This window comes from Cohnella herbarum (genome assembly GCF_012849095.1).
Taxonomy (GTDB): domain Bacteria; phylum Bacillota; class Bacilli; order Paenibacillales; family Paenibacillaceae; genus Cohnella; species Cohnella herbarum.
In genome coordinates, this window is the sequence record NZ_CP051680.1 from 3,592,365 (window position 1) to 3,614,841 (window position 22,477).

Below are 22,477 nucleotides of genomic sequence, written 5' to 3' on the forward strand. Positions count from 1 at the left end.
ATAGATTTAAAGCGGCTAGGCCGCTTTATTTATGCTTATGGAGCTACTTTTTCCGATTTAAGGCGGCTAAACCGCTCTATTTCTGCTTACGGAGCCACTTTTTCCGATTTAAGGCGGCTAGGCCGCTCTATTTCTGGAGTAGCGACAGCCTCAACCTACTCCCCAATGACTCTGAAATCAATATTGTTCGGAGGCGGGAACATCGACTTCGCCTCCTCGAGAATCGCATCGGACATCGGCACGTTTCTGGCCCGGGCCAGGTTCTTCGCGTTGTACTTGTACCATAGGTCGATGATCAACACTTCTCCTTCGCGAATGACCGCGAACTCATGCGCGAACAACCCATTGACGAACGCCGTCTGATCCAGCTCAAGGGCCGCAACCCCGACGATGATCCGAATTCGGTCCGCGTTCGCGTAATCTTCCGGCAGCGCCGAATAGGTTTCCCACGCTTCTTGATACATGCGTCGCTCGACGAGCAAGCTCAAATATTCTTCGGCCAATGCTCGATCCGGGAAGGAACCGGAAATCCCGAACGCCTTCTCCCAATAGGCAAAAGCCAGATCCATGCGATCTCTTCGTTTCCAAGCCTCGGCAAGATTGCGGTAAACCCACGCGGACGGCTTCAATTCAATCGATGTTTCCCACGCGCGGATCGCCTCGCCCGCTAGTCCTTTTTCATACAACATCACGCCTAGATGCATGTATCCGTTCCATGACCGATGGTCGGCGATTTCCAGACTCGCGTGCAATAAATCAAACCATTCCTCCTGGATCATCCAAGGAATAGGCACCTCATTGACATCCCGTTCCGGCAGGTATCCCTTCTCCAACAACGTGCGCCAATCTTGCTCACCCGAGCCGCCTTTATCTTTTCCTCCATCGCTTCCACCATCTTTTCCACCGGAAAATAAGAAGCCCTCAGGAATGGAGCGTCCCTCCTTCATTTCCCTGCGACGTTGCTCCAAAGCTCCCCAAACCGAACCGCGGTGCAGCGCTAGCTCAGGAATACGGGAGGCATACCCTTGCAGAACATGATGCAGCTTCGTCATCTCATCGGGCCGGATATGCCGATCGACGCATTCGCGAATATAATCATTCGCTTGAGTCCAATCCTCGCGATACGCCTGTTCCGTGTCTATATCCGATAAACCGAACGCTTGCGTGAAGTCCCATTCCGAATGAGCCGGCATGTCTAATCCGTGCAATTGCGTCGGCGCAAAGCCGCCTTGAATCTCGAGGTAATCCCCTTTGCCGGGAGAGGACAGAAAATCGCACCAGCGCCTTCCGCCGGCGTGGTTACCCCAGCAGAACATTTTCCGATAACGCAATCTTGAGGTCGAACGCTCGTAGAATAACCTGCCGTCTTCGTAAGCGACCGCTTCCCAAGGAGCCTCGCAGGACGCCGCCGTTTGAAAGAAATACTCGTTCGCGAACGGGAAGTTCATCGGATAAGTCACGTCCGTATCCGGAACCGTAGGCAGCATCGGCAATTCTCCTAAGCCGAACCCTTTCACGTTATGGTCGATATAGACGACTTCGGACGTCGAGGAGAATACGCGCGTTCTGGCCGTTTCCTCCACGGCGATATTCGTCCACCAATACATCGGTACCGAATCGGCGTTGTCATTGACGATTCTGACATGGACGAGAAGCTTATCCGACCGTGAAGGCAGATGAAAATCGATATGCCAGAACACGTTCTTGCAACGCTCGTATTCATAGATGCGCAGAAATTCGTCCCCGTTATCGTCCGTAAGCTTGGCCGCATGAACCGGAGAGCAAGTCGTGAACGTATGGCCGATTTGGCCGATATTCCACTCTATGCCCCCGGAGAACCATGCGTTTAAGATCGCCAGATTCGCCGGTTGAAAAACCGGATTCGTGTAGAGAAGATCGCGGTTCGTCTTTTTCTCGACGAGGGAATACAGCCGGCCTCCGTACTGGGGCAAGAACACGGCTTTCAAAATTTCGTTCTCCAAGACGATCGTATCCAGGGCTAGCTCCGTTCTCGTTCTTGAATATCGATCCTGCATCCGATAAGGCAAATATCTTTCGCCGGTTTCGTAACCTAGCTTATCTCTCAACTCTTCCGGGAGAGTCCCGTTATCCGAAACTTCGCGATGACGATTGTCGCTTCGAAACTTCGGTAACGGATTTTCCCCTTCTAACGTCGAACCTTCTATTCGTAATGTTGACTTGTAAACCTGCACCTCAAGCACGCTCCTTTTAAGAGGTTGTTCAAAATTCCTCAGCCCCTAAGCTTCTTACGCTCCTCTTATTTTACCGCTCCCAACGTCATCCCTGCTATAATCCTCTTCGATACGAATAAGTAAACGATAAAACTCGGCAGGAACACGATCATGCAAGCCGCGAATATGCCACCGTAATTGCCCGTATTGGAGTAACCGTAGACGATAGACTGAAGGGACAAGGCCAACGTGCGCGTACCCGGATCGTTCGCGAAAATGAGGGCGTAGAAGTATTCGTTCCAAACCCCTAAGAAGTTAAAGATCGATAGCGTAATGATACCAGGCTGCGCGACCGGCAATACGATCTTTATGAAGCTTTTGATCGGGCCGCAGCCGTCCATCGCCGCAGATTCCTCGAACTCCTTGGGAATGGAAGTAAAGAAGCTGGTCAGGAAAAATACGCCGAAAGGCACATTCGTAAAAATATAGATCAATACCAACGTCGCGATCGAGCCGGTAAGCTTCAATTCCACGAACAACGAGAACAACGGAATGGCGATCAATAATCCCGGGATGGCAAGCGCCGATACGAACATCGCGTTCACGAGACTTCGGCCCCTGAATTGTACCCGCCCTAAAATATAAGCCGCCGGAGCGGCAACGACGACGATGCCAATGCAAGACGCCACCGTATAGATCACGCTGTTCATGAAATAGCGACCCATTGCCTGAGTTTTGAACAAATCGATATAATTAGCAAATTTCGGGCCGCTGGCAAGCAACGTATTCGTGAATATTTCTCTCGTCGTGCTCAACGAAGCCAAGATGACCCACCCGAACAGAACGACGGAAAAGATCAGCCAAGCGATAAGCGGGATATACGCGGGCCATAGATTCTTGCGATGCATAGGCTTGGATTGAAGCATGACGTCCCCTCCTGCTTAATATTCTAAACGGTCTTTCGGGAATAACCGGTTGATGAGCGCGGTGACGATCAGTACGGCTACCGTAATCAAGATGCCGACGCTGGCCCCCGCCCCGACGTTAAACACTTCCTCGCTATACACGCTGGTTCCCTTGCCGAACACTTTCTGATACATGTAATAGCCCGGCGTAACCGTATGGGGATCGTCCAAACCGAACGTTGCCGACCATACGAAGAAGTTAAACGCATTAATCGTCCATAGAACAAGAGTCGTTCGAAATACGTCTCGCAGCAGCGGCAAAGTGATTTTGAAAAATTTCACGACGACGCTCGCTCCGTCCAGCGTGGCCGCCTCGTAATAATCGGTCGGGATTCTGTCGATTCCCGCGTTCAGGATCAGCATGAAATATCCAATCGAGCCGAAGCTGAAAGCGACGATCATCGAGAAATAAATATGTTCGTTGTCCGTCCACTGTATATTGGCAAGCGCCGTTAAACCGAGGCGATTAAATACCGTAGTCAATAAACCGTAATTGGAATTGAAAATATAATGCAGCCATACGACCGACAATACAACCGCCGAAACGGTGTTCGGCAGAAAAATAAGCGATCTCCAGAAGCTTTTGCCCCGGATGCCCGAGGTCAGTATAACAGCGAACAGAAAGGCAAATGCAAAGATCAGAACGCCTCCGATAGCCCATATCCCTAACACGTTCCGCACGGATTCCAGAAAATACGAATTATGAATCAGATCGTTGTAATTCTGAAAGCCTTTGAATTCCCATTCCTTCACTCTGCTTGATAAGGAAGGAATCTCATAAAAGCTCATGGCCAACGTTCGCAAGGTCGGATATAAGAAAATGACGAGATAAACGAGGACGGCCGGCATTAAAAACAACGCGATAATCGATTTGCTGAGCTTCATGGCAACACCTCCGAATCGTTTCACACGCAATCTGATGTTGATGTTGGTGCTGATGCTTACGGACCTCCACCATAAAATCCGAGCGCGGCGATGATTCGATCCGCCGCGCTCGGACGAAGACAAAGTTACTTATTTGCCCGCGTAGAACTTCTTGGCTTCCGCGGCCATCTTGGCGACGTACTCGTCGGCGGTGATTTTACCGGTGGCCAATTCCATGAATACCGGGATTACCGTCCCCGTAGAGAAGTCCGCGCCGTTCTCGATACCCGCGCCCCATGGCATATTTACTTTCGCGTTATTGAACGCGATAGCCGCGTCCTCCAACGGTGCCGGCCACTTAGAGTCGACGGTAGCCGGAATCGCGACCGCTTGGACGGCCATCGCTTCTTGCGCTTTCTTGCTAACCAAATATTTCACCAATTCGAAAGCCGCAGGAACGTTTTTGCTGTTTTTGTTCAAGAGAAGGCCTTGCGCGCCAAAGGTAAGTCCTTGTTGGCCTCCTTTGTCGTTGCCGTTAGGAACGGTCGGAAACTGGAAAGAGCCCCATTGGAAGTCCGGTCCGGCCGTTGCGGCAATTTCATTAGGCAGCCATGAGCCGTTCAAATACATTGCCGCTTTTCCGAGAGCGAGATCCTGTTGTCCCGCAGGGTACTTATTGCCCGCGATCCTCTTGGAGAAGTATTCTTTTTGCTTCAAATTCTGAATATCGTTGGCGAATTGGAGCACGATCGGATCCTTCCACATGTCGCCCGTTTTATCTTTGACTAGGCTATCCGTCCAATCGCTGCCCATTGCGCTGCCCAAATATCCGCCGATAAACAGGCTCCGGTAAGCATCGTCGAACGTGATCGGTTCAATGCCCGCTTGTTTAAGCTGCTCGCATGCGGCTAGAAACTCTTCCCATGAAGTAGGAACTGCCGTAATGCCCGCTTTGTTGAACAACGCTTTGTTGTAGAAGAACAGAACGGCGTACGGTTGCTGAGGGATCGCGTAGTATCCTTCTTCCAAACCTGCCGGACCGGATAACGATTTTACCCATTCGATAAGCGAAGGAATGATAGAATCCTTAACCGACTTCCCATCCATTCCGATCGACTGCTGCTCGAGCAAGTCGTCTAGCTTAAGCACGTGATCTTTCAGATTGGCCAGAGCCGCGCCCGGATCTTGTTCGAAAATATCGATCTGCTGCCCGCTTTCCAATGCCGGTTTAATCAGCTTGTTAATGTCGCGGCCGTTATATTTTACTTCTACCTCAACCTTCGGATTAGCCGCCTTAAAATCGGCAACGGCTTCGTCGATGACTTTGGCTTGAGGCTCCGTGTTGCTCCACATCGACCAGAAGACGACTTTGCCTTCCAGTTCGGAAGCGGCAGGCGTCTCAGCATTATCGCTCGCACTCGCTGAAGCGGTTTCAGATGGCGATGCGCTAGGTGAAGCGCTAGGCGATGAAGACGACTCGGCGTTGTTGGATTTACCGCAACCTGCCAACACTACTGTAAGCGTTAACATCACTGCGAGTAATAAAGATCCGAATGCTTTTCTTTTCTTGTTCACGGATGAATTCCCCCTGCGATTGGTTTGAATGCAAGTTGAGTATAGGCAATGAAACGGGCCAAAAGTATGTTCTCCAGTTATATAAAAATGGATAAAAGTTAGGTCTATGTTCTAGAGTCCCTATGATAAAAACGAAGATGCTATAATGTAAACACACGACCAGGGTATAGCGAACGTTATGTCCCTTACTGTTCAGACGGGGGATTCTCTCATGGGCCTACTAAAGAAGCTACGTATCAAAACGCAAATCTTGATAGCGGTTACATGTATCATGGTCATCATGCTTGCGATCATTTACTCCCTGTATTCCCAAACCTCCAAGATCGTGATTAAGAACAATAATCAATATTCGGAAGATACGATTCGGAAATTCAGGCTCGGAATCTCGCAGAAGGTCGACGAGATCAGTCAGATTATGCTTAACCTCGGATACGATCCCACCGTGCAGAAGTTCATGGTGCAGAACGATCCGAGCCTCTCGTACGAAATGGCAAAGGAACTGGACCGCAAGATCATATCGCTTAAAGCCGGCCGGAAAGGGTTCGAAGATATCGTCTTAATCGGCACGAACGGCACGAGGTACAGTCTCAACGGAGGTATCGATTACGTTCAGCAGTTGGAGAAGGAAATCCAAGACAGCTCGACTGTGTACGTCAGCGGATTCGAAGAGTTCAGTTATAGCAACAACTTATTGACCAGCATGGTATTCGCCCAGAATATGTACTCCAACAACATGAACGACGGAACCGACGGGATCAAGATCGGATATATTGCCGTCATCGCCAACGTCGCTTCCATGTATTTCGATAACGAGACTTCCAGTACGCAACCAGGCGTAGGTTTCTATATGATCGACCGTTACGGAGAAGTGTTTCCGGATGCCCACTCCCCGGATATCGCGCGAAGCATTAGCGCATTAAGCAACAATCCGGATAACAGGCAGCGATTAACGGATTACGTCGGAGGAGTTAAAGGCGCCGTGCAAATTCAGAAGCTGGATCAGATTCAGGCTTCCGTCCTCAGCTTCGTCCCGGAGGAAGCGCTTCTTGCCGAATTGGCATCCGTTCGCACGAGAAGCATACTCATCGTAATCCTTGCCCTTGTTCTTATGGCATTGCCTTTCGCGATGATCGTCAACAACATTCTCCACCCGATACAGATTCTCGTGAGATTTATAAACAGCATTAAGTCAGGCGATATTCGGGATTTGAAGAAGAACCTGCAGCTCGAAGGAAACGTGGAAATGACCGTCGTGGCGGAGAAATTAAACGGAATGCTGGGGGAAATCAACGTTCTGACCCATAAGCTCGTCGAAACGACCACCCATCTGCTCGAGGCCGAGATCGAGAAGGAAAAGGCGGCGTCCGCTTACTTGCGAAGCCAGATCAATCCTCACTTTTTGTACAATACGTTGGAGTCCATTAAAGGAGTCGCGCTCGAGGTCGGCGTTCACAAGATCGTCGACATGACGAAAGCTCTCGGGAAGCTGTTTCATTACAGCATTAAAGGATCCGGGTATGTCACGCTTGAGCAAGAGCTGAATGCCGTTAAATCCTATGTTTTCCTGCAACTGATCCGCTTCGAAGGACGTTTCGACGTGACCTACGATTTCACGAAAGAGGCCTTATCCGTTCCGGTTATGAAAATGATTCTGCAACCGATCGTGGAGAATGCCGTTTTCCACGGACTTGAGCCCAAAGAAACCAAAGGAATGCTTACGATAAGCGGCGGAATCGCCGACGACGATACGCTGGTACTCCGAATTACGGACGATGGAACCGGCGTTGACGGACAGAAATTGGCGGACATTCAAAGTTTACTTCTGAACGAGGCCTCCTCGACTAACCATAATGGCAGCTACCTTACCGAGAAGGGGAGCATCGGAATCTTAAACGTACACAACCGGCTTCGATTAGCTTTCGGTTCCGCCTACGGCCTCAAGTTCGAGAGCGCACTCGGCCAAGGAACCTGCATCACGTTATCCATGCCTAGAGACTTTATTTTGCCGGGAGGGGACTTTCATGCATAAAGTACTGCTGGTCGACGATGAAAACCTGGTCATTAAGAGCCTTGAAGCCGGAATCGATTGGAAGAAGTCGGGCTTCAGCGTCATAGGGAAAGCCAATAACGGCGTCAAGGCGTTGCAGATGGTTAAAGATTTGAAGCCTCATGTTGTCTTCACGGATATTCGGATGCCTGGGATCTCCGGCTTAGAATTAATTAAAAAAATCAAGGAACTGGACAGTACCGTTCAAATTATCGTCATTAGCGGTTATGCCGAGTTCGCTTACGTACAGAAATCATTGAATTACGGCGTATTAGGGTATTGCCTCAAACCGTTCGACGATCATGAAATCGAGACGCTGCTCCACACGGCCGCAAAAGCGATCGAAGAAATCAAGCACAAGCGCGAGGGGCATCTGCTTGATTTGATCGAAGAAATACCGAACGAGCAGACCCAATCGGCTTTTAAGAAAATATTGTCCGACGAAGGGATTACCGCCGACAACCTTCATGTCGTCGTTACTCTCGGCAAAGGAAAACCGATCATTACCGAGAACGCGAGATCTATCGCCATCCATGTCGGCAGCGCCAAAAGCAGCTATATCGTTCAAAGCCTTAACCGGGAATCGATCGCAAGCACGGTAGCCTCTCCTCTTCCAGAGGGAACTCTGGGGATCGGAATCGCTCAAGCGGAACTCGATATGAACGGGATTATGAAAGCCATGGAGAAGGCTACTCTCAAAGCTTGGGATTTCTTCATTCACGGCCGTAAGGATATCTTCGTCGATCCGGAACAATCCAATGAAATCAGGGCGAATCAATTGCTGAAACAGCTCGAAAAAGCGATCGCCAAGAAGGACTCTCGTCTATTGCGAGCTACGCTTGACGAGATGCTCGAATCGGAGAACAGGCAATGCCTAAGCATCCTTCACGCGCTTAAAATCTATAACCTAGTGTATTTCCACGCATCGGCGGACCCTTCTAATACGCCGGAAGAGGATTATATTTTCAGCAAAGAGCAGCTCTACCACCTGTTCCATAGCTTCGAGTCGATGATCGAGAGCTTGAAGGATTTCCTGATCGATATCGACAAGCCCCCGGAGGAGCAAACGGAAAACAAGACGACGAATGCCAGCCTAAGGGAAGTCCTGAAATATATAAACGAAAACTACAAAAGCGATATTTCCATCCAGAGCATATCGAAAAGCTTCTATTTGAACCCCAATTATCTCAGTCAGCTGTTCAAGCGGGAGCTCGAGGTTACGTTCACGGAGTATGTCACGAAAGTACGCTTGCAGGAAGCCAAAAGCTTGCTCCAAACGACGGGCCTATCCATCGGAGAAATCGCGGAGAACATCGGATTCAGGGATTATTTTTACTTCATTAGAACGTTCAAAAGACATACGCAGCAGACGCCCAAACAATATCGGAATAAAGACAAGCAAGGAATGGGCGGCAAAGCTCATCTTAAGCTACGTCTGGAGGAACGAATGTGAATAGGACCAAGATGAAGATGAAGCTTCTGCCCGCTCTCTTGGCGATCGTGCTCCTCTCTACCATGACGCTAAGCTGCAGCCGTTCCGAGCCTCGTCCGGATCAAACGACCAAAGCGTTAACTCCGAATGAAATGCAGAGACAATCCGAGCATATGGAAATATCGGTCGCGTTGTGGGACCTGGCGGAAAATATGACGAGCTACGATCCGTTAGTCGAACAACTGGAGCAGAAGCTTAACATTACGATCAAACCCGTACCGATCGGGGTAGCTAACTACGTGCAACAAATTCAGATGTGGGCTTCATCGGGCCAGCTTCCCGATATTTTTTCCGTAGATGCGGTGAATTCCCAATATTATCGAAATTGGCGGGATCGCGGCGTCATCCAATCGTTGCCGAGCGATCTGTCCGCTTACCCTTACCTCGAACAATATTTGGATTTTCCGGATCTGCAGGACCTTAAGGACGACGGCAAGCTTTATTTTATTCCGCGCCAAACGTTCGATAGCACCGATTATAATGTCTTGGATCGAATCGTCATCTACAGATGGGATCTTGCTCAGCAAGCAGGCATAACGAAGGAGCCCGAGACGTGGGAAGAATTCAGGGCGCTGCTGAAGGCTATCGTCGACAACGATCCCGAAAATAAGAAAATTACCGGACTGACTAGCGTAGGCAATTTGTTGCTCGGCGGGCTGTTCTGGCTGTACAGCTCTCCGGCGGCAACAAGCGATGGAAGCGGAAGCGACTTCAAATGGATCAAGGAGGACGGAAAATATATTCCCGCGGTTTTCTCCAAACACTCGATCGAATCTTTGAAATTGCTTAGAGATTTCTATACCTCGGGATTGATCGATCCCGATCTGCCGGTTACGCGTGGCGATATGGGAAGAGACAAGTTCGCCCAAGGCGAAGCAGCCGCTTTAATTACGGCAGGCGGTTCGATGCAAGCGGTCGATATTAACATTTACAAGGAACGTTGGCTGAAGCTCCATCCCGACGAGAACGCTTTTTACGATAAAGTCAAAATTCTGAAGCCCTTGAAAGCGATGGACGGTAACCGGTATCATGCGATCTTCAAAACGTTCTGGTCCGAAAGCTACATTTCCTCGAAAGTCGATGCCAAGAAAATGGAGCGGATTTTGCAATTGTTCGACTATATGAACTCGCCCGAATTTCTGGAGATGAGACGTTTCGGATTGAAGGACGTGGATTACACCAAAATCGACGATAAAATTACGGTCATCGATCCTTCGCAGAGCGTGCTGACGAAATACAAACCTTTCTCCTCGCTCGCTAATCTGCTGCATTGGGACGGTATGTTTAAGCTGAATCCCGAGTTTGCGGGGATTTCGCCCGCCGCTCACGAAGCCCAACGGGAACTGATCGATTACTCCATGAAAATGACGGTCAAACAGGATTACGATATTCGCTTAACAAAAATGTCCACTCCGACTAAAGACAGCTTCACGATCTTCGACAGCGACGACATGGTCAGAGTGATGATCAGCAAACTACCGGTCGAGGTGATCTGGCAGGATATCATTGACGGTTATAAGGCTAAGGGACTCGATAGAATGATCGAGGAAGTGAATGCTAAGGCTAAGGAGATGGGCATTGAATAGTTGAATGCTAATGCTTAGGAAAATTGAATTGGCAAACGTAAATGGACGCTAGTTATTCAAATATGGATTATTGACATGTAAAATAGGAGGAAGGCTGGCGAAAAGCCCGTTCGAAATACAGCAATCGGAGGAAACCATCATGCGCTTTATCAGCAACCGTAACATCACCGATCCATCGCTAAATTTGGCTCTTGAGGAATATATATTGCGTTCGTTGCCCGATACCGACGACTACTTGTTGTTCTATATTAATGAACCGTCGATCATCATCGGCAAAAACCAGAACACCGTGGAAGAAATCAACGCGGAGTACGTGGAGGAGAACGGCATTCACATTGTTCGCAGGCTGTCGGGAGGCGGCGCGGTCTACCACGATCTCGGCAACTTGAATTTCAGCTTCATTATGAAGGATGACGGCCAGTCGTTCCATAACTTCAAAAAATTCACCGCGCCCGTAGTCCAAGCTCTTCGCAAGCTCGGAGTGGAAGCGGAATTGACGGGACGCAACGACTTGCAAGTCGGCGAACGCAAAATATCCGGCAACGCTCAGTTCTCCACGCGGGGGAAAATGTTCAGCCACGGAACGCTCCTGTTCGATTCGGAGATGGAGAACGTCGTTTCCGCGCTGAAAGCGAACGCCGAGAAATACGTCTCCAAAGCAACGAAGTCGATCCGCAGCAGAGTCGCTAACATTTCGGAGTTTCTGGCTGAGCCGATGACGATCGAGCAATTCAAGACTAGCTTGCTGACCTCGTTATTCGAGGGGGAGAAAGATATACCTTATTATGAGCTGAGCGAGCAAGATTGGGATAACGTTCGCAAGCTGGCGGATGAACGTTACCGGAGCTGGGAATGGAATTACGGCCGTTCGCCCGCATTTAACGTGCGCCAAACGAAGCGAATCGAAGGTGCGGGAACCTTCGACGTTCGCCTTCAAGTCGAAGATGGCGTTATCGCAGTCGCAACGATCTACGGCGATTTCTTCGGCAGAGGCGACATCGGCGAATTGGCCGCTAAATTTGTGGGCGTGCGCTACGAAACTCAGGCTCTGAGCGAATTGCTGGACAGCATCGACCTGCCGTTCTATTGCGGCCCAGTGACGAAGGAACAGTGGTTGGAATTGATGCTTTAGGGTGTGAGGTTGGTGGTGGATAAGGTCCACCACCGCCTTGCAACGCCGCACCGCGCGAGGGTAACTGGGTCGCGGTGCGGGGGCTCGGTTGATACTACAAGCACATGTTCCTCGACATCCGACCAATTAGACCGTTCTCAGAGGCTTGCAGCACACGTTTCCTTTGAATCAGACAAATTAGACCGCTCTCAGCTGCTTACAGCATACTTTTCCTCTGAATCGGACCAATTAGACCGTTCTTAGCGGCTTGCAGCACACTTTTCCTCGATATCCGACCAATTAGACCGCTACCAACGGCTTGTAGCACACTTTTCCTCGGTATCGAACAATTCGGTACTCCGAGCGTATTTAGTGACCCGCCCAGCGGGGTTTCCCTCACCATTGTCGCGTTTTGCGACAATGAAAGAGGGGTTGGTCGGGTTTGCCTCACCATTGTCGCGTTTTGCGACAATGAGAGCAGAGTTGGTTAGTTTGACCTCGCCATTGTCGTGTTTTGCGACAATGAGAGCAGGGTTGGTCGGGTTTGCCTCGCCATTGTTGCGTTTTGCGACAATGAGAGCAGAGTTGGTTAGTTTGACCTCGCCATTGTCGCGTTTTGCGACAATGAGAGCAGGGTTGGTCGGGTTTGCCTCGCCATTGTTGCGTTTTGCGACAATGAGAGCAGGATTGGTCGGGTTTGCCTCGCCATTGTCGCGTTTTGCGACAATGAGAGCAGAGTTGGTTAGTTTGACCTCGCCATTGTCGCGTTTTGCGACAATGAGAGCAGGGTTGGTCGGGTTTGCATCGCCATTGTCGCGTTTTGCGACAATGAGAGCACGATTGGGTGGCTTTGCCTCGCCATAGTCGGTTTTCCGACTATGAGAGCAGGTTTGGTTAGTTTTGCCTCGCCATAGTCGGTTTTTCCGACTATGAGAGCGGGGTTGGTTGGCTTTGCCGCGCTATAGTCGATATTTCCGACTATGGCGTGGCAAAGCTCCTTAGAGGTTACTTCAGTTTCTTGCCCTCTGCTAGGAGAACGATGGATTTGGCGATTCGGGCTTGCCGAGTTTCCGGCTTTTTGGCCGATTCGATCCACGATACGTATTCCTTCTGATAGGAGTAGGCAAGATCGTTGAAAAATGCGAATGCTTCCGCATTTCCTTCGAGTACCGATAGAAAATCGTCAGGGACATCGACCGTCCTTGCGTCGGTATCAAGCTCCATCACCACATGAACGACCGTTCCGGCAGTCGCGTTCGCAGCATCGCGTAAAGCTTTGTTCACGACCATATAGTGTTTGCCCGTTCCATCGGGCATTAAAGAGCCTCTATAGTCGATTCCGTTCAATTCCCCCCGCACTTTCACGTTTGCACGACAACCGTAAACTTCTTCCGCGCTGAATGGAACCCGAAGGAAAGTCCAAGTCCCCGTCCCTTCCGGTCTGACTAACATGGCATCGAATTCTTTCATTCTCCACCCCTCCGTTCGCCTTATCATCTAAATCTCTTACCTATCGCTTTCATGGTAATCGAATCGCGTTTCCGCATATCCCAATCTTAAATCGCTCTCATCCGATTGTTCCTCGGATTGTGCTCGACTTCCGCTAACCCCAACTCTTCCATTAACGGAGGGATGTACATTCCGAACCTTCCTCTGAATCCTTTTTTCAAACCATACCACCCGCCGACCGGGTTGGCTTCCGAACGTCCCCAAGCTTCCACGGTGCCTTCTTTAACCGGTTTCTGTTCATCCGCGCTACCAAGCTCCATCCAGTCCCCATGCTCTTTCAGCATTCGATGCAAGTCGGCGAGGCATCTATATTCATAATGCAGAACGGTTTTGCCGACGGTACAAACCAATATCTCTTTCCCGTCTTTCTCGGTTTTGTACATTTCAAACTCGGAAGATTGAGGCGGCGTTTTCAGTTGCCACGGGTTTTCTTTCGTGCCTTTTTCCACTGTCATTTTCATCCCCATTTCCCATTCCTATTCCTATACCTATTCCTATACTTATTCCTATCCCCGCTCATCCTCCTGTTCCTACTCCAACTCCAAATCCTGCTCCGATCCTTATTACGGTTTCCATTCCAACTCCTGCTGCGTTCTCTATTCCTGCCCTCCTCCCGCTCCCGCTCCCGTTCCCGTTCCCGTCCCTACTCCTTCTCTTGATCCCCCACTTATCCTTAGACTAAATCGCCCCGGACACGACGGCGCCATGATGCAAAACGGCTTGCCGAGTCGCTCTTCTCGCTACCGCTTCCGCGGAACAACTCGCATGAACAAGCACGCCGGACGCCATATCGCCCACTGCCGGCCATAATCGTTCTCCCTCGTCGTTCATTGGCAGCAGGCCGCCTGTTATAAATCTGAGCGAACGGGATAACGACCATTCGTCGGAATATCCGTACAATTCCGCCAACCGTCCGGCCTTCTCCAGATTATCCCCGTTCCCGAACGGAGACCAGTGATCGGTCAAACTGTCCGTTCCGAGCTCCACCTTCACGCCTTTGCTATGAAGCATCGGAATCGGCATCATCGAGCGTCCGATCGGAACGGTCGATGCGATCGAGATTCCGGCTTCGGCGAACCGTTCGGCGAGTTGCTCTGCTTCCTCGGCGGATGCGCTGGCGAATCCGAAAGCATGGCTAACGGTCACCCTTCCTTGCCATCCCGCTTCGATCGTCATATCGGCAAGCTTTCTCATTGCCGACATTCCGGACTGCCCTTGCTCATGAAGATGAATATCTACTCCCGAATTCGTATCGATCGCAATGTCCATCATCTCATCCAACGAACGCTCCATATTCCCGTCAACCGCAGTCGGATCAAGTCCGCCTACGATCGTTGCCCCCATTCGCATCGCTTCCCTGACTAAACTCGATGACTGCGAGTGCAATAAACCATGTTGCGGAAATGCGACGATTTCATTGCTGATCTTCCCCTTATACTTCTCCAACGCTCTTAGGGTAGACTCTAACCCTTTCATCCCGCTGGTCGGCTCTATGTTGACGTGTCCGCGTACATGGGTCGATCCGAATCCGAGCAACAATTCCAAGATTTTCTCCGCCCTCTCGGCGGCAACGGGCATAAGTTCAAGGAGCAGTCGCTTCTCTTCATCGATCCGATCGAAAATACTGCTCGCCGGCCGAACTGCCTTCCAAGGCCCTCCAAAATACGTTTTATCAAGATGAATGTGCATATCCTTAAAGGAAGGGAGCATTAAACAGCCTTTGGCATCCCGTTTCGGGAGCTTGTCCTCCGACGGTATCGCTTCGAAAGTTATCTCGGCAATCTTCCCATCGGTAATTAGAAGATGCGCGATACGGGTTTCCGTTCCCGCCACTTTGCCGTTCTCGTATTGAAATCCGGTTTCCAGTCGAACGTTACTCAACCAATGTGATGTCGGGTTCATGTTTGTCTCTCCTCTTCCTGCTTGGCCGTTTCCTACCTCAGCATATAACAAGAAGCGTACGCCGTTCAACTGCAGTTCCCTTCAAGATCTATCCGATAATTTACGTAGCTTGAAAATGAAAAAGCCTCCCATAATCGGGAAGCTTGTGGACGACTCATAGATACATGTGCGTTATCTACGCCTCATCGCCTGGGTAGACCTTCAAATCCGATAGCGTAAATCCGATGTCGCCGTCGGAGCTTTTAGTCGTGTCGTACAATTTATCGAACCGAATGATGAACAAATGCGAATCTTCCGGATCGGATTCGAAAGTAATCGTCTTCGTCGCTCCGGCGTTCACCCTAACTTCGTCTTCCCCCGAACCTTCCGCCGTAACGTTGAGATCGGATGTGCCCGTGTTCGTGAATTTGAAGGTGACTTGGGTAGCGTTCGAATCGGAAATGACGATCTGCGAGAAAAATTGCTTCTTATTCGTGAACTTGCCGTTCGAATACTTTAATTCTTCGTAAGTCAACATGCCCGAATCCAACAGATCTTCCGTCGTTAAGTAATCGCCGGCGTTGCCTGACGAACCCTCGACGTCGATATCCGAGCCTTCTTCCTCCAAATCGATTCCGCTATCGTCCGCAGCCGCCAGATTATCGAAATAATCTTCCCCGTACTTATCCGTTAGCAAAGTACTTAGCTTGGTTTGCACTTTATCGGACAGGGAATCCACGTCTTCGATCACCGTGCTGTTTCCCTGTTTCTCGGTAACGAATTTAACCGCGCCTTTGGAATTAAGCAGATAGACATAAACCGTATAGTCGTTCACCGCAAATCCTTCGGAAGTAGCGGCTAACAAGTACCCCTTCAGCTTGAAACCCTGGCCGAGAGTTTTGGATACGTTACCGTATTTCGTAATATTCAAATTAAAATGCTTAAAGTAGCCGTCATTTTCCTTGATGAAGCTTCTGATCCCATTAAACGTCTCGACGGACGTAGCGGTCACTTTGATCGACGGGTGCAAAATCTTCTTGATCAGCGCCATATCCCCTGTCTCGACGGCGGTCAAATACTTCGAAATCACGGCTAACTGGGCTTTACTTGGGGCTGTAGACGTAGCTGCAAATACCGAGCTGCCGCTTCCCAGCACCATTACTAACATTAATAATACGGATACGACTTTCTTCATGCGTACAGACAACTCCTCTAGTTTTGATTTCCAATTTATACGTATACGACATATCCCTCTATTTTCCTTTTTAAACATCCATTTATTGGTATATAAAATAAAATAAAATAAAATAAAAAACCCGCCGTCTGGTTAATAAGACGCGGGTTATCGCGATGATCCCATATGTTTAGACGATTGGAGGCTTTATTGTTTAACCGTTCTTGTCGTACCCCTAACAATCAGCTTAGGCACGATTTCGTCCTTCACTAGCACGTTCGGATTTTCCGGAAGCTCGTTCAGCAAAATCTCGATGGCGCGTCGACCGATCTGAGACGTATTCTGGTTGATCGTGGTCAAATGCGGATAAGTGAAGGAACTGATCCTCAAGTCGTCGTACCCGACCAGACTGATATCGTCCGGAACGCTTAGTCCCGCATCCTGTGCGGCTTTAAGAGCACCCATAGCCTTCAGATCGCTAGTTACGAAAATCGCCGTAGGCGGATTATCCGTACGCTGGTACAACTGCTTAAATCCGTCGTACCCCATGTCTATGCTTTCGTTCGAGCCATCCATTACGCAGACCAATTCCGAATCAAACGGAATCTTATGCTGTTGCAGGGCGAGCCGATACCCTTGCAGCCGCAGGGAGAATTCTTGGTTCAAATCCAGCATCGATTTCCCGGTCAGAATAATTCCCGTGCGTTTATGTCCCAAGCTCAGGAGATGATGGGTGGCAAGGAACCCCCCCGTCAAGTTATCCGCGATAACGTAAGGAATGGACAGATGCGGGTAATAGAACTGGACCGTGACGATGCGCCTGCCCTCGTTTTTCCACGCTTCCAGGTACGGTTGATCCGAGTTAAACTGCGAAGTAACGAGAACGAACGCGCCATTAGGATCGTCGGGCAAAGTATAGTGATCTCCGGAACCGGATGCCCACAAATAGAAGTTAACCCCGTTCTCGTCGCACGTCTCTTTCATCGTATCCAGCATATCGCTCCAATATCGGCGATTCAACGCATCGACGGATAGATCGTTATAGACGAAATAAACCGTGCGAATGGCGGATTGACCCGTTTGCTCCGACTCTTCGTCTTTGATGAAGCTACCCTTGCCCCGAATACGGAAAATAATTCCTTCGTTCGCCAGCTCAGCCAATGCGCGACGCGAGGTGATCTCGCTCGTATTGTACATTTTCGCCAAGTCGATCTGGTTGGGAATCGGCTTGTCCAGCTCGAACTCTCCGTTCTTAATTCTGAGCTTCATGTCATCAATAATATGTTGATACATCGGAACCGATTTGTCCGACATGCGATTATCACCTCTGAATTCTGATCTTAAGTATACTTTAAGGGATAAAACCGCGCAAGATGTCGATAAAACAATAGCCCGCACTTACCTCGTCCGGTAACTGTGGGCTAATTATTTTTTGCAAGGCCGAAGATCAGCTTACATTTTCAGCGCTCCTTGGGTCACCCCTTGGATGTAATATTTCATGCCGAAAGCGAAAGTGAGAACGAGCGGAATAGAAGATATCGCATAAGCCGCGAATTGCGGACCCATCTCGACCATCCCGAACTTATTGAATGCCGTCGTCAATCCGACGGAGATGACTTGAATGGAGCTATCTCGAATCGTCAGCAACGGCCAAACGTAATCATTGTAAACCCCTACGGAATGCATGATGAACAAGGTCGCGAGTATGGGTAACGAGAGCGGCAGCACCATGCGTAAGAACACGGTCATTTCCGATGCTCCGTCCATCCTCGAGGCTTCGAACATTTCGTCGGGAATTCCGGCCATCGAGCTTCGGCACAGGAAAGTTCCGAACACTTGACCGCCCGCCGCGCTGGCAATCAGAATAGCCCACGGCGTATTGGTCAAGCCCATATTCTCGTACAACACGTACGCGGGAATGAGCGTCAGTACGCTTGGAATCATCATCATGGCCAGCATGAGCAAGAACAACGTTTCTTTCCCGGGAAAAGACTTCTTGGCGAAAATATAGCCGGAAACCGCGGATAACGCCATGACGAGAACGCTCGCGCTTGCCGCATAGAGAACGGTATTGAACATGTACCTCCATATTTTCGCGAATCCCGAGCTATAATTTTCCCACAACGCGGGAGAAGGCAGCGACCAGAAGCTGCTTAAGATTTGGGAGTTGTTCTTCAATGAACTGACAACCATGAATAGAATAGGAACCAACGTCAACAGTACCAGTACGCTTAGGATAATAGCGATAACGGTTTGGTTAATCGCGGGCCACGGCATACTGTTTCTCCCTCTGCTTGCGGGAGGCATGGTTGCCGGTTTCGCCGCATTCGTCTTTTGTGTCATCGACGCCGCTCCCTCCCTTTAGTCCTCATTCGTTTTTAACACCTTCATATTAACGATCGTAATGGCCAATATGACCAGGAACATCATTACGCCAAGCGCGGATGCGTATCCGAGATCGTCGAACTTCGTCGCCGCGTAGTACATTTGCAACGCCGGAACGTAAGTCGAATCCATCGGACCTCCGCCCGTTATGATGAGTATCGCGTTAAAATCCTGAATAATGCCGATCAAACTCAGAATGATCAAAAACTTGAATTGGCCCGACAACAGCGGCAAGTGTATCGAACGAATAATTCGCGACAGCTTCGCTCCGTCCATCTTGGCCGCTTCGATCAATTCGTTCGGAATCGAAAGCAACCCCGAATAGAGAACCAGTAACTGTAAAATGCCGACGAACGGAAAGCCTATGAAAATAATGGCCCACAATGCGGTCTTCGGATCGCCCAGCCAACCATGCGTCCAGGAACCGAGTCCCAGCAACTCGAGCAAATTATTGACCAGACCGACATTGGGATCATAAAGGTTCTGCCAGATCAGCAGCATCGCGACGACCGGAATAACCATGGACGCAACGAATGCCGTACGGAAACCGTATTGCATTTTCTTGCTTTTCAGATGATAGATCAATTCAGCTACGATTAACGGAGGCAATATCGCCTTGATTAATCCCGTAACGATGAGAATGCCGAGATTGCCGATTCCCTTGGTTACGTATGGATCATGAAAGATTCTATTGAAATTGTCCAGACCGATGAATACGGATCTTCCGCCCGGATTCCAGTCGTATAAAGAATGATACAGTCCCGACATCGCGGGGACATACAAGAACACGATCAATAATCCGAATGCGGGCAACAAGCACAAATAAATATACTTCGAGCGCCATACTTTAACGAACACGCCCAACTTCTTCTTTCTCTTCATCGCGAAAAGAATCGCCGCTATTGCGGCAACTACGAGCACGCAGAGCGCGATAACGATAAGCTTATTCACGAGAGCTTGCTTCTCCGCTCCCTTGACCGCGGACGCGACATCGTATTGATGAACGTAGCCTTTATCCGTCCCGCCGTACAAGGTTAACGAGTCCTTGCTGAACTCGACTACTCGTCCGGCGCTTTCCCCCCGGGTTTCCCATAACTGCTTGCCCTCGCGATTAAAAACATAGAAGTTGCCCGAAAAATCGGCTGCCGCGATCAACTCGCCATCAACGGACAACGCTACATCCATAACGTCATCCTTCACGGACAACACGCGAATCCGCTTGCCTTCCTTATCGTAAAGTTCGATCTTCGACCCCGATGTACCGATCGCGACATCCCCGTCATCGGATATCGCTACCGCGGCGATCTTGCCGCCGGCTCCGATTTTACCCGTTCTGGCGCCTTCGGCATTCAGGATGTGCGCATATTGATCGGTAGCTGCCGCAACGACCCAAGCTCCGTTAGGAGAAACCTCGACTTCCTGCGTCGTTACGCCGATCGGCACGGTACGAATATCTTCTCCGGTCGAAGCATCGATATATAGGACATCCACGCTTCTCTGTATCGCGACGGCGACGACTTTGCCATCGTCGGAGGCGGATACATCCTTAACCGATCTCTTCATTCCGCGGTCCCAGAGCAACTTTCCTTCACGGTCGAAGGCGTACAGATGGCGATCGTCCGACGACACCAGTAGCGTGCCCGAGTCTAGCAACTTGACGCCCGTTACGGAATTCTTAGCGTCGACGCGCAATTGTTCGTTGCCTTCCGTATCGAACAGAAACGCGCTTGCCGCCAGACTGCCGACGGCGATGCGGCTTCCATCCCTGGATACGGACATAGAGCTAATACTCGCCGCGTCTTCCAACGCCCATTGGTCTTGGGCATGGACAAGCGACGGGGTTAGCCATACCCATATCAAAATGACAGCAAAGGTATATATCCGTTTTTTCATGTCGCGTTCCACCCTTCCGTCCGCAAAGAGCGGACCGCAGAAACCGCGATCCGCCTTGTTGATTCACTGCTTCATTACCGAATAATGCTCCGACTAGCTTCTCACTGGCGGTTCGCGTTCAGGCGTATCCAGATCCGTCATCTCGTACTTGAATTCTTTAAGCGCGCCTCCGAAATGCTTATCCACGTTGCTTTGCAGATCGTTCAAGTAGTCGTCTACCGTGATTTTACCGGCAAAGTACTTCTGAATGGAACCCACCCAGTCCTGAACGGACGGTTGATAATCCCAAAGTCCGCGAGCCAAGTTATTCGCAGCGCTATAGAATCCTTCCGTGTTACCGATCGGCTCGAAGTTCGCGAAAGCTTTGGCCATATCTTCGGGTAACGTAATGTCCTTCAGAGCAGGCGATCCGGACAATGCCGCATCCGTACTCTTCTGGATCGCTTCCAGATAGACTCCGTAGCCTTCCGGGCTAGTTACGTACATCAAGAAGTCTGCGCCGATCTCGTTCTGCGTTGCGTCTTTGGATACGAGTCCGTAGAATCCGATAGGAATTTGAATCGTACGAGCCGGTGCCATAACTTCGGGACCTTCCATTGATGGCATATTGAAGAATCCGTATTCGAATGGTTTCACCGCGCCGCCATTGCCGTTCTTCTCGGCTTCGGCGAAATCTTTAGGAAGCTGCCAATAAGATGCGGGGCTTCCCATCATCGTAGCCGCTTTACCGCTTAAGAACAAATTGTAAGCCTGCTTCTCGTTAACGCCGAAGAATCCGTCAGGCGTAAAGCTGAACAACTTCTTCAGATTTTCCGCGTAAGCTTTCCATTGAGGATTGCCCGCAATCTTGTATGGGCCTTCTTTATCTTTAATCGCTTTCCATTGGCGAACCTTATTCTTCGTGACGTTACTATTGGAATCGTTGTATGGATTAGTCAGATCATACTTCCAATTATCGTCCATCCCGGGAAGGAAGGAGTAGTCCTGTTCTTGCGAACGAGTAACATTAATGTAGTCGCGCAAATATTGGTCGGCGTAGATTCTGACGAGCCAGCCGGCCTGCCCGCTCCATACCGAAGTCGCATCTCCGGCAATCGCCAGCGGCGTTAAGCCTGCGGATTTGATCTTCTCGAACGCCGCGATCAACTCGTTAAATGTCTTCGGAGCTTCGGTTACGCCGACTTTCGCGAAGATTTCTTTATTGTATACCCATACGATCTGGACGGACTCGAAATTCAAAGTATAGTAGTGATCATTCGCGCCGACGGCATCCAGATTAACTCCCATCGCTTCGAGATCCAAGCTATCCTTCCAAGCTTTGCCCGTATAGGGATTCATCTTATCGAAAAGAGGATACATGTCGACGAACTTCTTGTCCTTCTGGAGGCCTTCCACTTCGTTGATCGTCGCCAGATCCACGTCGGGGGTTCCGGCGGCGAACTGGGCCGTCAGCCATTCTTTGTACCCTTGCGCGGGTTTATTGTCCACCGTTACTTTAACGCCGGGCTGTTTCTTCATGTAACCTTCGGCGACCGCGTTCCACAAAGATTGGGATTGATTGGAAAGCGAGATATTCAACGTTCCGGTTAATTGAGGAATCGAATCAGGGCTCGGTTCTGCGCTAGTAGTCGCAATAGGCGATTGCGACGATGGAGCCGGCGTGTCGGCAGGCGTGCTAGCCGAGTTGTTGCTGTTGTTGCCCGAGCAAGCGGACAACAAGGAGATGACAAGCGTTGAGCAAAGTAGCGTTTTTATCCAGGCTCTTCTTTTCATTCAACATTCCCCTTTGTTTGAATTTCCGTT

The 22,477-nt window shown here is 50.0% G+C and carries 16 protein-coding genes; 4 read left to right on the forward strand and 12 right to left on the reverse strand.

The features are described from left to right. Positions 1 to 155 precede the first annotated feature (155 nt). From HH215_RS15990 to HH215_RS16005, 4 genes are all read right to left on the reverse strand, one after another. On the reverse strand, positions 156 to 2,213 hold the full coding sequence (locus HH215_RS15990; RefSeq protein WP_169280811.1) for a DUF5107 domain-containing protein: 2,058 nt from the start codon (positions 2,211 to 2,213) through the stop codon (positions 156 to 158). A gap of 65 nt (positions 2,214 to 2,278) precedes the next feature. Further along, complete coding sequence (locus tag HH215_RS15995) at positions 2,279 to 3,118, reverse strand: carbohydrate ABC transporter permease (RefSeq protein WP_174887621.1); 840 nt, start codon at positions 3,116 to 3,118, stop codon at positions 2,279 to 2,281. A 15-nt stretch (positions 3,119 to 3,133) separates the two neighbouring features. Then, on the reverse strand, positions 3,134 to 4,042 hold the full coding sequence (locus HH215_RS16000) for a carbohydrate ABC transporter permease (RefSeq protein ID WP_169280812.1): 909 nt from the start codon (positions 4,040 to 4,042) through the stop codon (positions 3,134 to 3,136). A gap of 129 nt (positions 4,043 to 4,171) precedes the next feature. Further along, a complete protein-coding gene (locus HH215_RS16005) occupies positions 4,172 to 5,596 on the reverse strand; it encodes an ABC transporter substrate-binding protein (RefSeq protein WP_169280813.1) in 1,425 nt (474 codons plus the stop codon). Between the two features lie 211 nt (positions 5,597 to 5,807). Between HH215_RS16005 and HH215_RS16010 the strand changes: the two genes are divergently transcribed. The 4 genes from HH215_RS16010 (at position 5,808) to lplA (ending at position 11,853) form a co-directional block, all read left to right on the forward strand. After that, positions 5,808 to 7,625: a sensor histidine kinase gene (locus tag HH215_RS16010; RefSeq protein ID WP_169280814.1), complete on the forward strand. Its 1,818-nt coding sequence runs from the start codon at positions 5,808 to 5,810 to the stop codon at positions 7,623 to 7,625. Next, positions 7,618 to 9,096 carry a response regulator transcription factor gene (locus HH215_RS16015; RefSeq protein ID WP_169280815.1) on the forward strand — a complete coding sequence of 493 codons (1,479 nt, stop codon included), beginning with the start codon at positions 7,618 to 7,620 and terminating at the stop codon, positions 9,094 to 9,096. Before HH215_RS16010 ends, HH215_RS16015 begins: the two co-directional genes overlap by 8 nt. Continuing rightward, positions 9,093 to 10,721 carry an extracellular solute-binding protein gene (locus tag HH215_RS16020; protein WP_169280816.1) on the forward strand — a complete coding sequence of 543 codons (1,629 nt, stop codon included), beginning with the start codon at positions 9,093 to 9,095 and terminating at the stop codon, positions 10,719 to 10,721. Before HH215_RS16015 ends, HH215_RS16020 begins: the two co-directional genes overlap by 4 nt. 139 nt (positions 10,722 to 10,860) lie before the next feature. After that, a complete protein-coding gene (gene lplA / locus HH215_RS16025; RefSeq protein ID WP_169280817.1) occupies positions 10,861 to 11,853 on the forward strand; it encodes a lipoate--protein ligase in 993 nt (330 codons plus the stop codon). A 984-nt stretch (positions 11,854 to 12,837) separates the two neighbouring features. Here lplA and HH215_RS16030 read toward each other — a convergent pair. From HH215_RS16030 to HH215_RS16065, 8 genes are all read right to left on the reverse strand, one after another. Beyond that, on the reverse strand, positions 12,838 to 13,302 hold the full coding sequence (locus HH215_RS16030; RefSeq protein ID WP_169280818.1) for a YdeI/OmpD-associated family protein: 465 nt from the start codon (positions 13,300 to 13,302) through the stop codon (positions 12,838 to 12,840). Positions 13,303 to 13,388: 86 nt separating this feature from the next. Further along, the gene (locus tag HH215_RS16035) at positions 13,389 to 13,802 is read right to left on the reverse strand and encodes a DUF6855 family protein (protein ID WP_254450504.1); all 414 of its coding nucleotides are present in this window, start codon (positions 13,800 to 13,802) and stop codon (positions 13,389 to 13,391) included. 217 nt (positions 13,803 to 14,019) lie between these two features. Further along, positions 14,020 to 15,243 (reverse strand): amidohydrolase family protein, encoded by a 1,224-nt coding sequence (locus HH215_RS16040; RefSeq protein WP_169280819.1) that lies wholly within the window; start codon positions 15,241 to 15,243, stop codon positions 14,020 to 14,022. Positions 15,244 to 15,418: 175 nt separating this feature from the next. Continuing rightward, positions 15,419 to 16,417 carry a hypothetical protein gene (locus HH215_RS16045; RefSeq protein ID WP_169280820.1) on the reverse strand — a complete coding sequence of 333 codons (999 nt, stop codon included), beginning with the start codon at positions 16,415 to 16,417 and terminating at the stop codon, positions 15,419 to 15,421. Between the two features lie 186 nt (positions 16,418 to 16,603). Then, entirely contained in the window at positions 16,604 to 17,710 is a 1,107-nt protein-coding gene (locus tag HH215_RS16050; protein ID WP_169280821.1) for a substrate-binding domain-containing protein, read from the reverse strand. 138 nt (positions 17,711 to 17,848) lie between these two features. Continuing rightward, positions 17,849 to 18,739 (reverse strand): carbohydrate ABC transporter permease, encoded by an 891-nt coding sequence (locus HH215_RS16055; protein ID WP_254450505.1) that lies wholly within the window; start codon positions 18,737 to 18,739, stop codon positions 17,849 to 17,851. An 18-nt stretch (positions 18,740 to 18,757) separates the two neighbouring features. After that, positions 18,758 to 20,674 (reverse strand): ABC transporter permease subunit, encoded by a 1,917-nt coding sequence (locus tag HH215_RS16060; RefSeq protein WP_169280822.1) that lies wholly within the window; start codon positions 20,672 to 20,674, stop codon positions 18,758 to 18,760. Between the two features lie 93 nt (positions 20,675 to 20,767). Then, positions 20,768 to 22,447 carry an ABC transporter substrate-binding protein gene (locus HH215_RS16065; RefSeq protein ID WP_169280823.1) on the reverse strand — a complete coding sequence of 560 codons (1,680 nt, stop codon included), beginning with the start codon at positions 22,445 to 22,447 and terminating at the stop codon, positions 20,768 to 20,770. Positions 22,448 to 22,477: the final 30 nt, after the last annotated feature.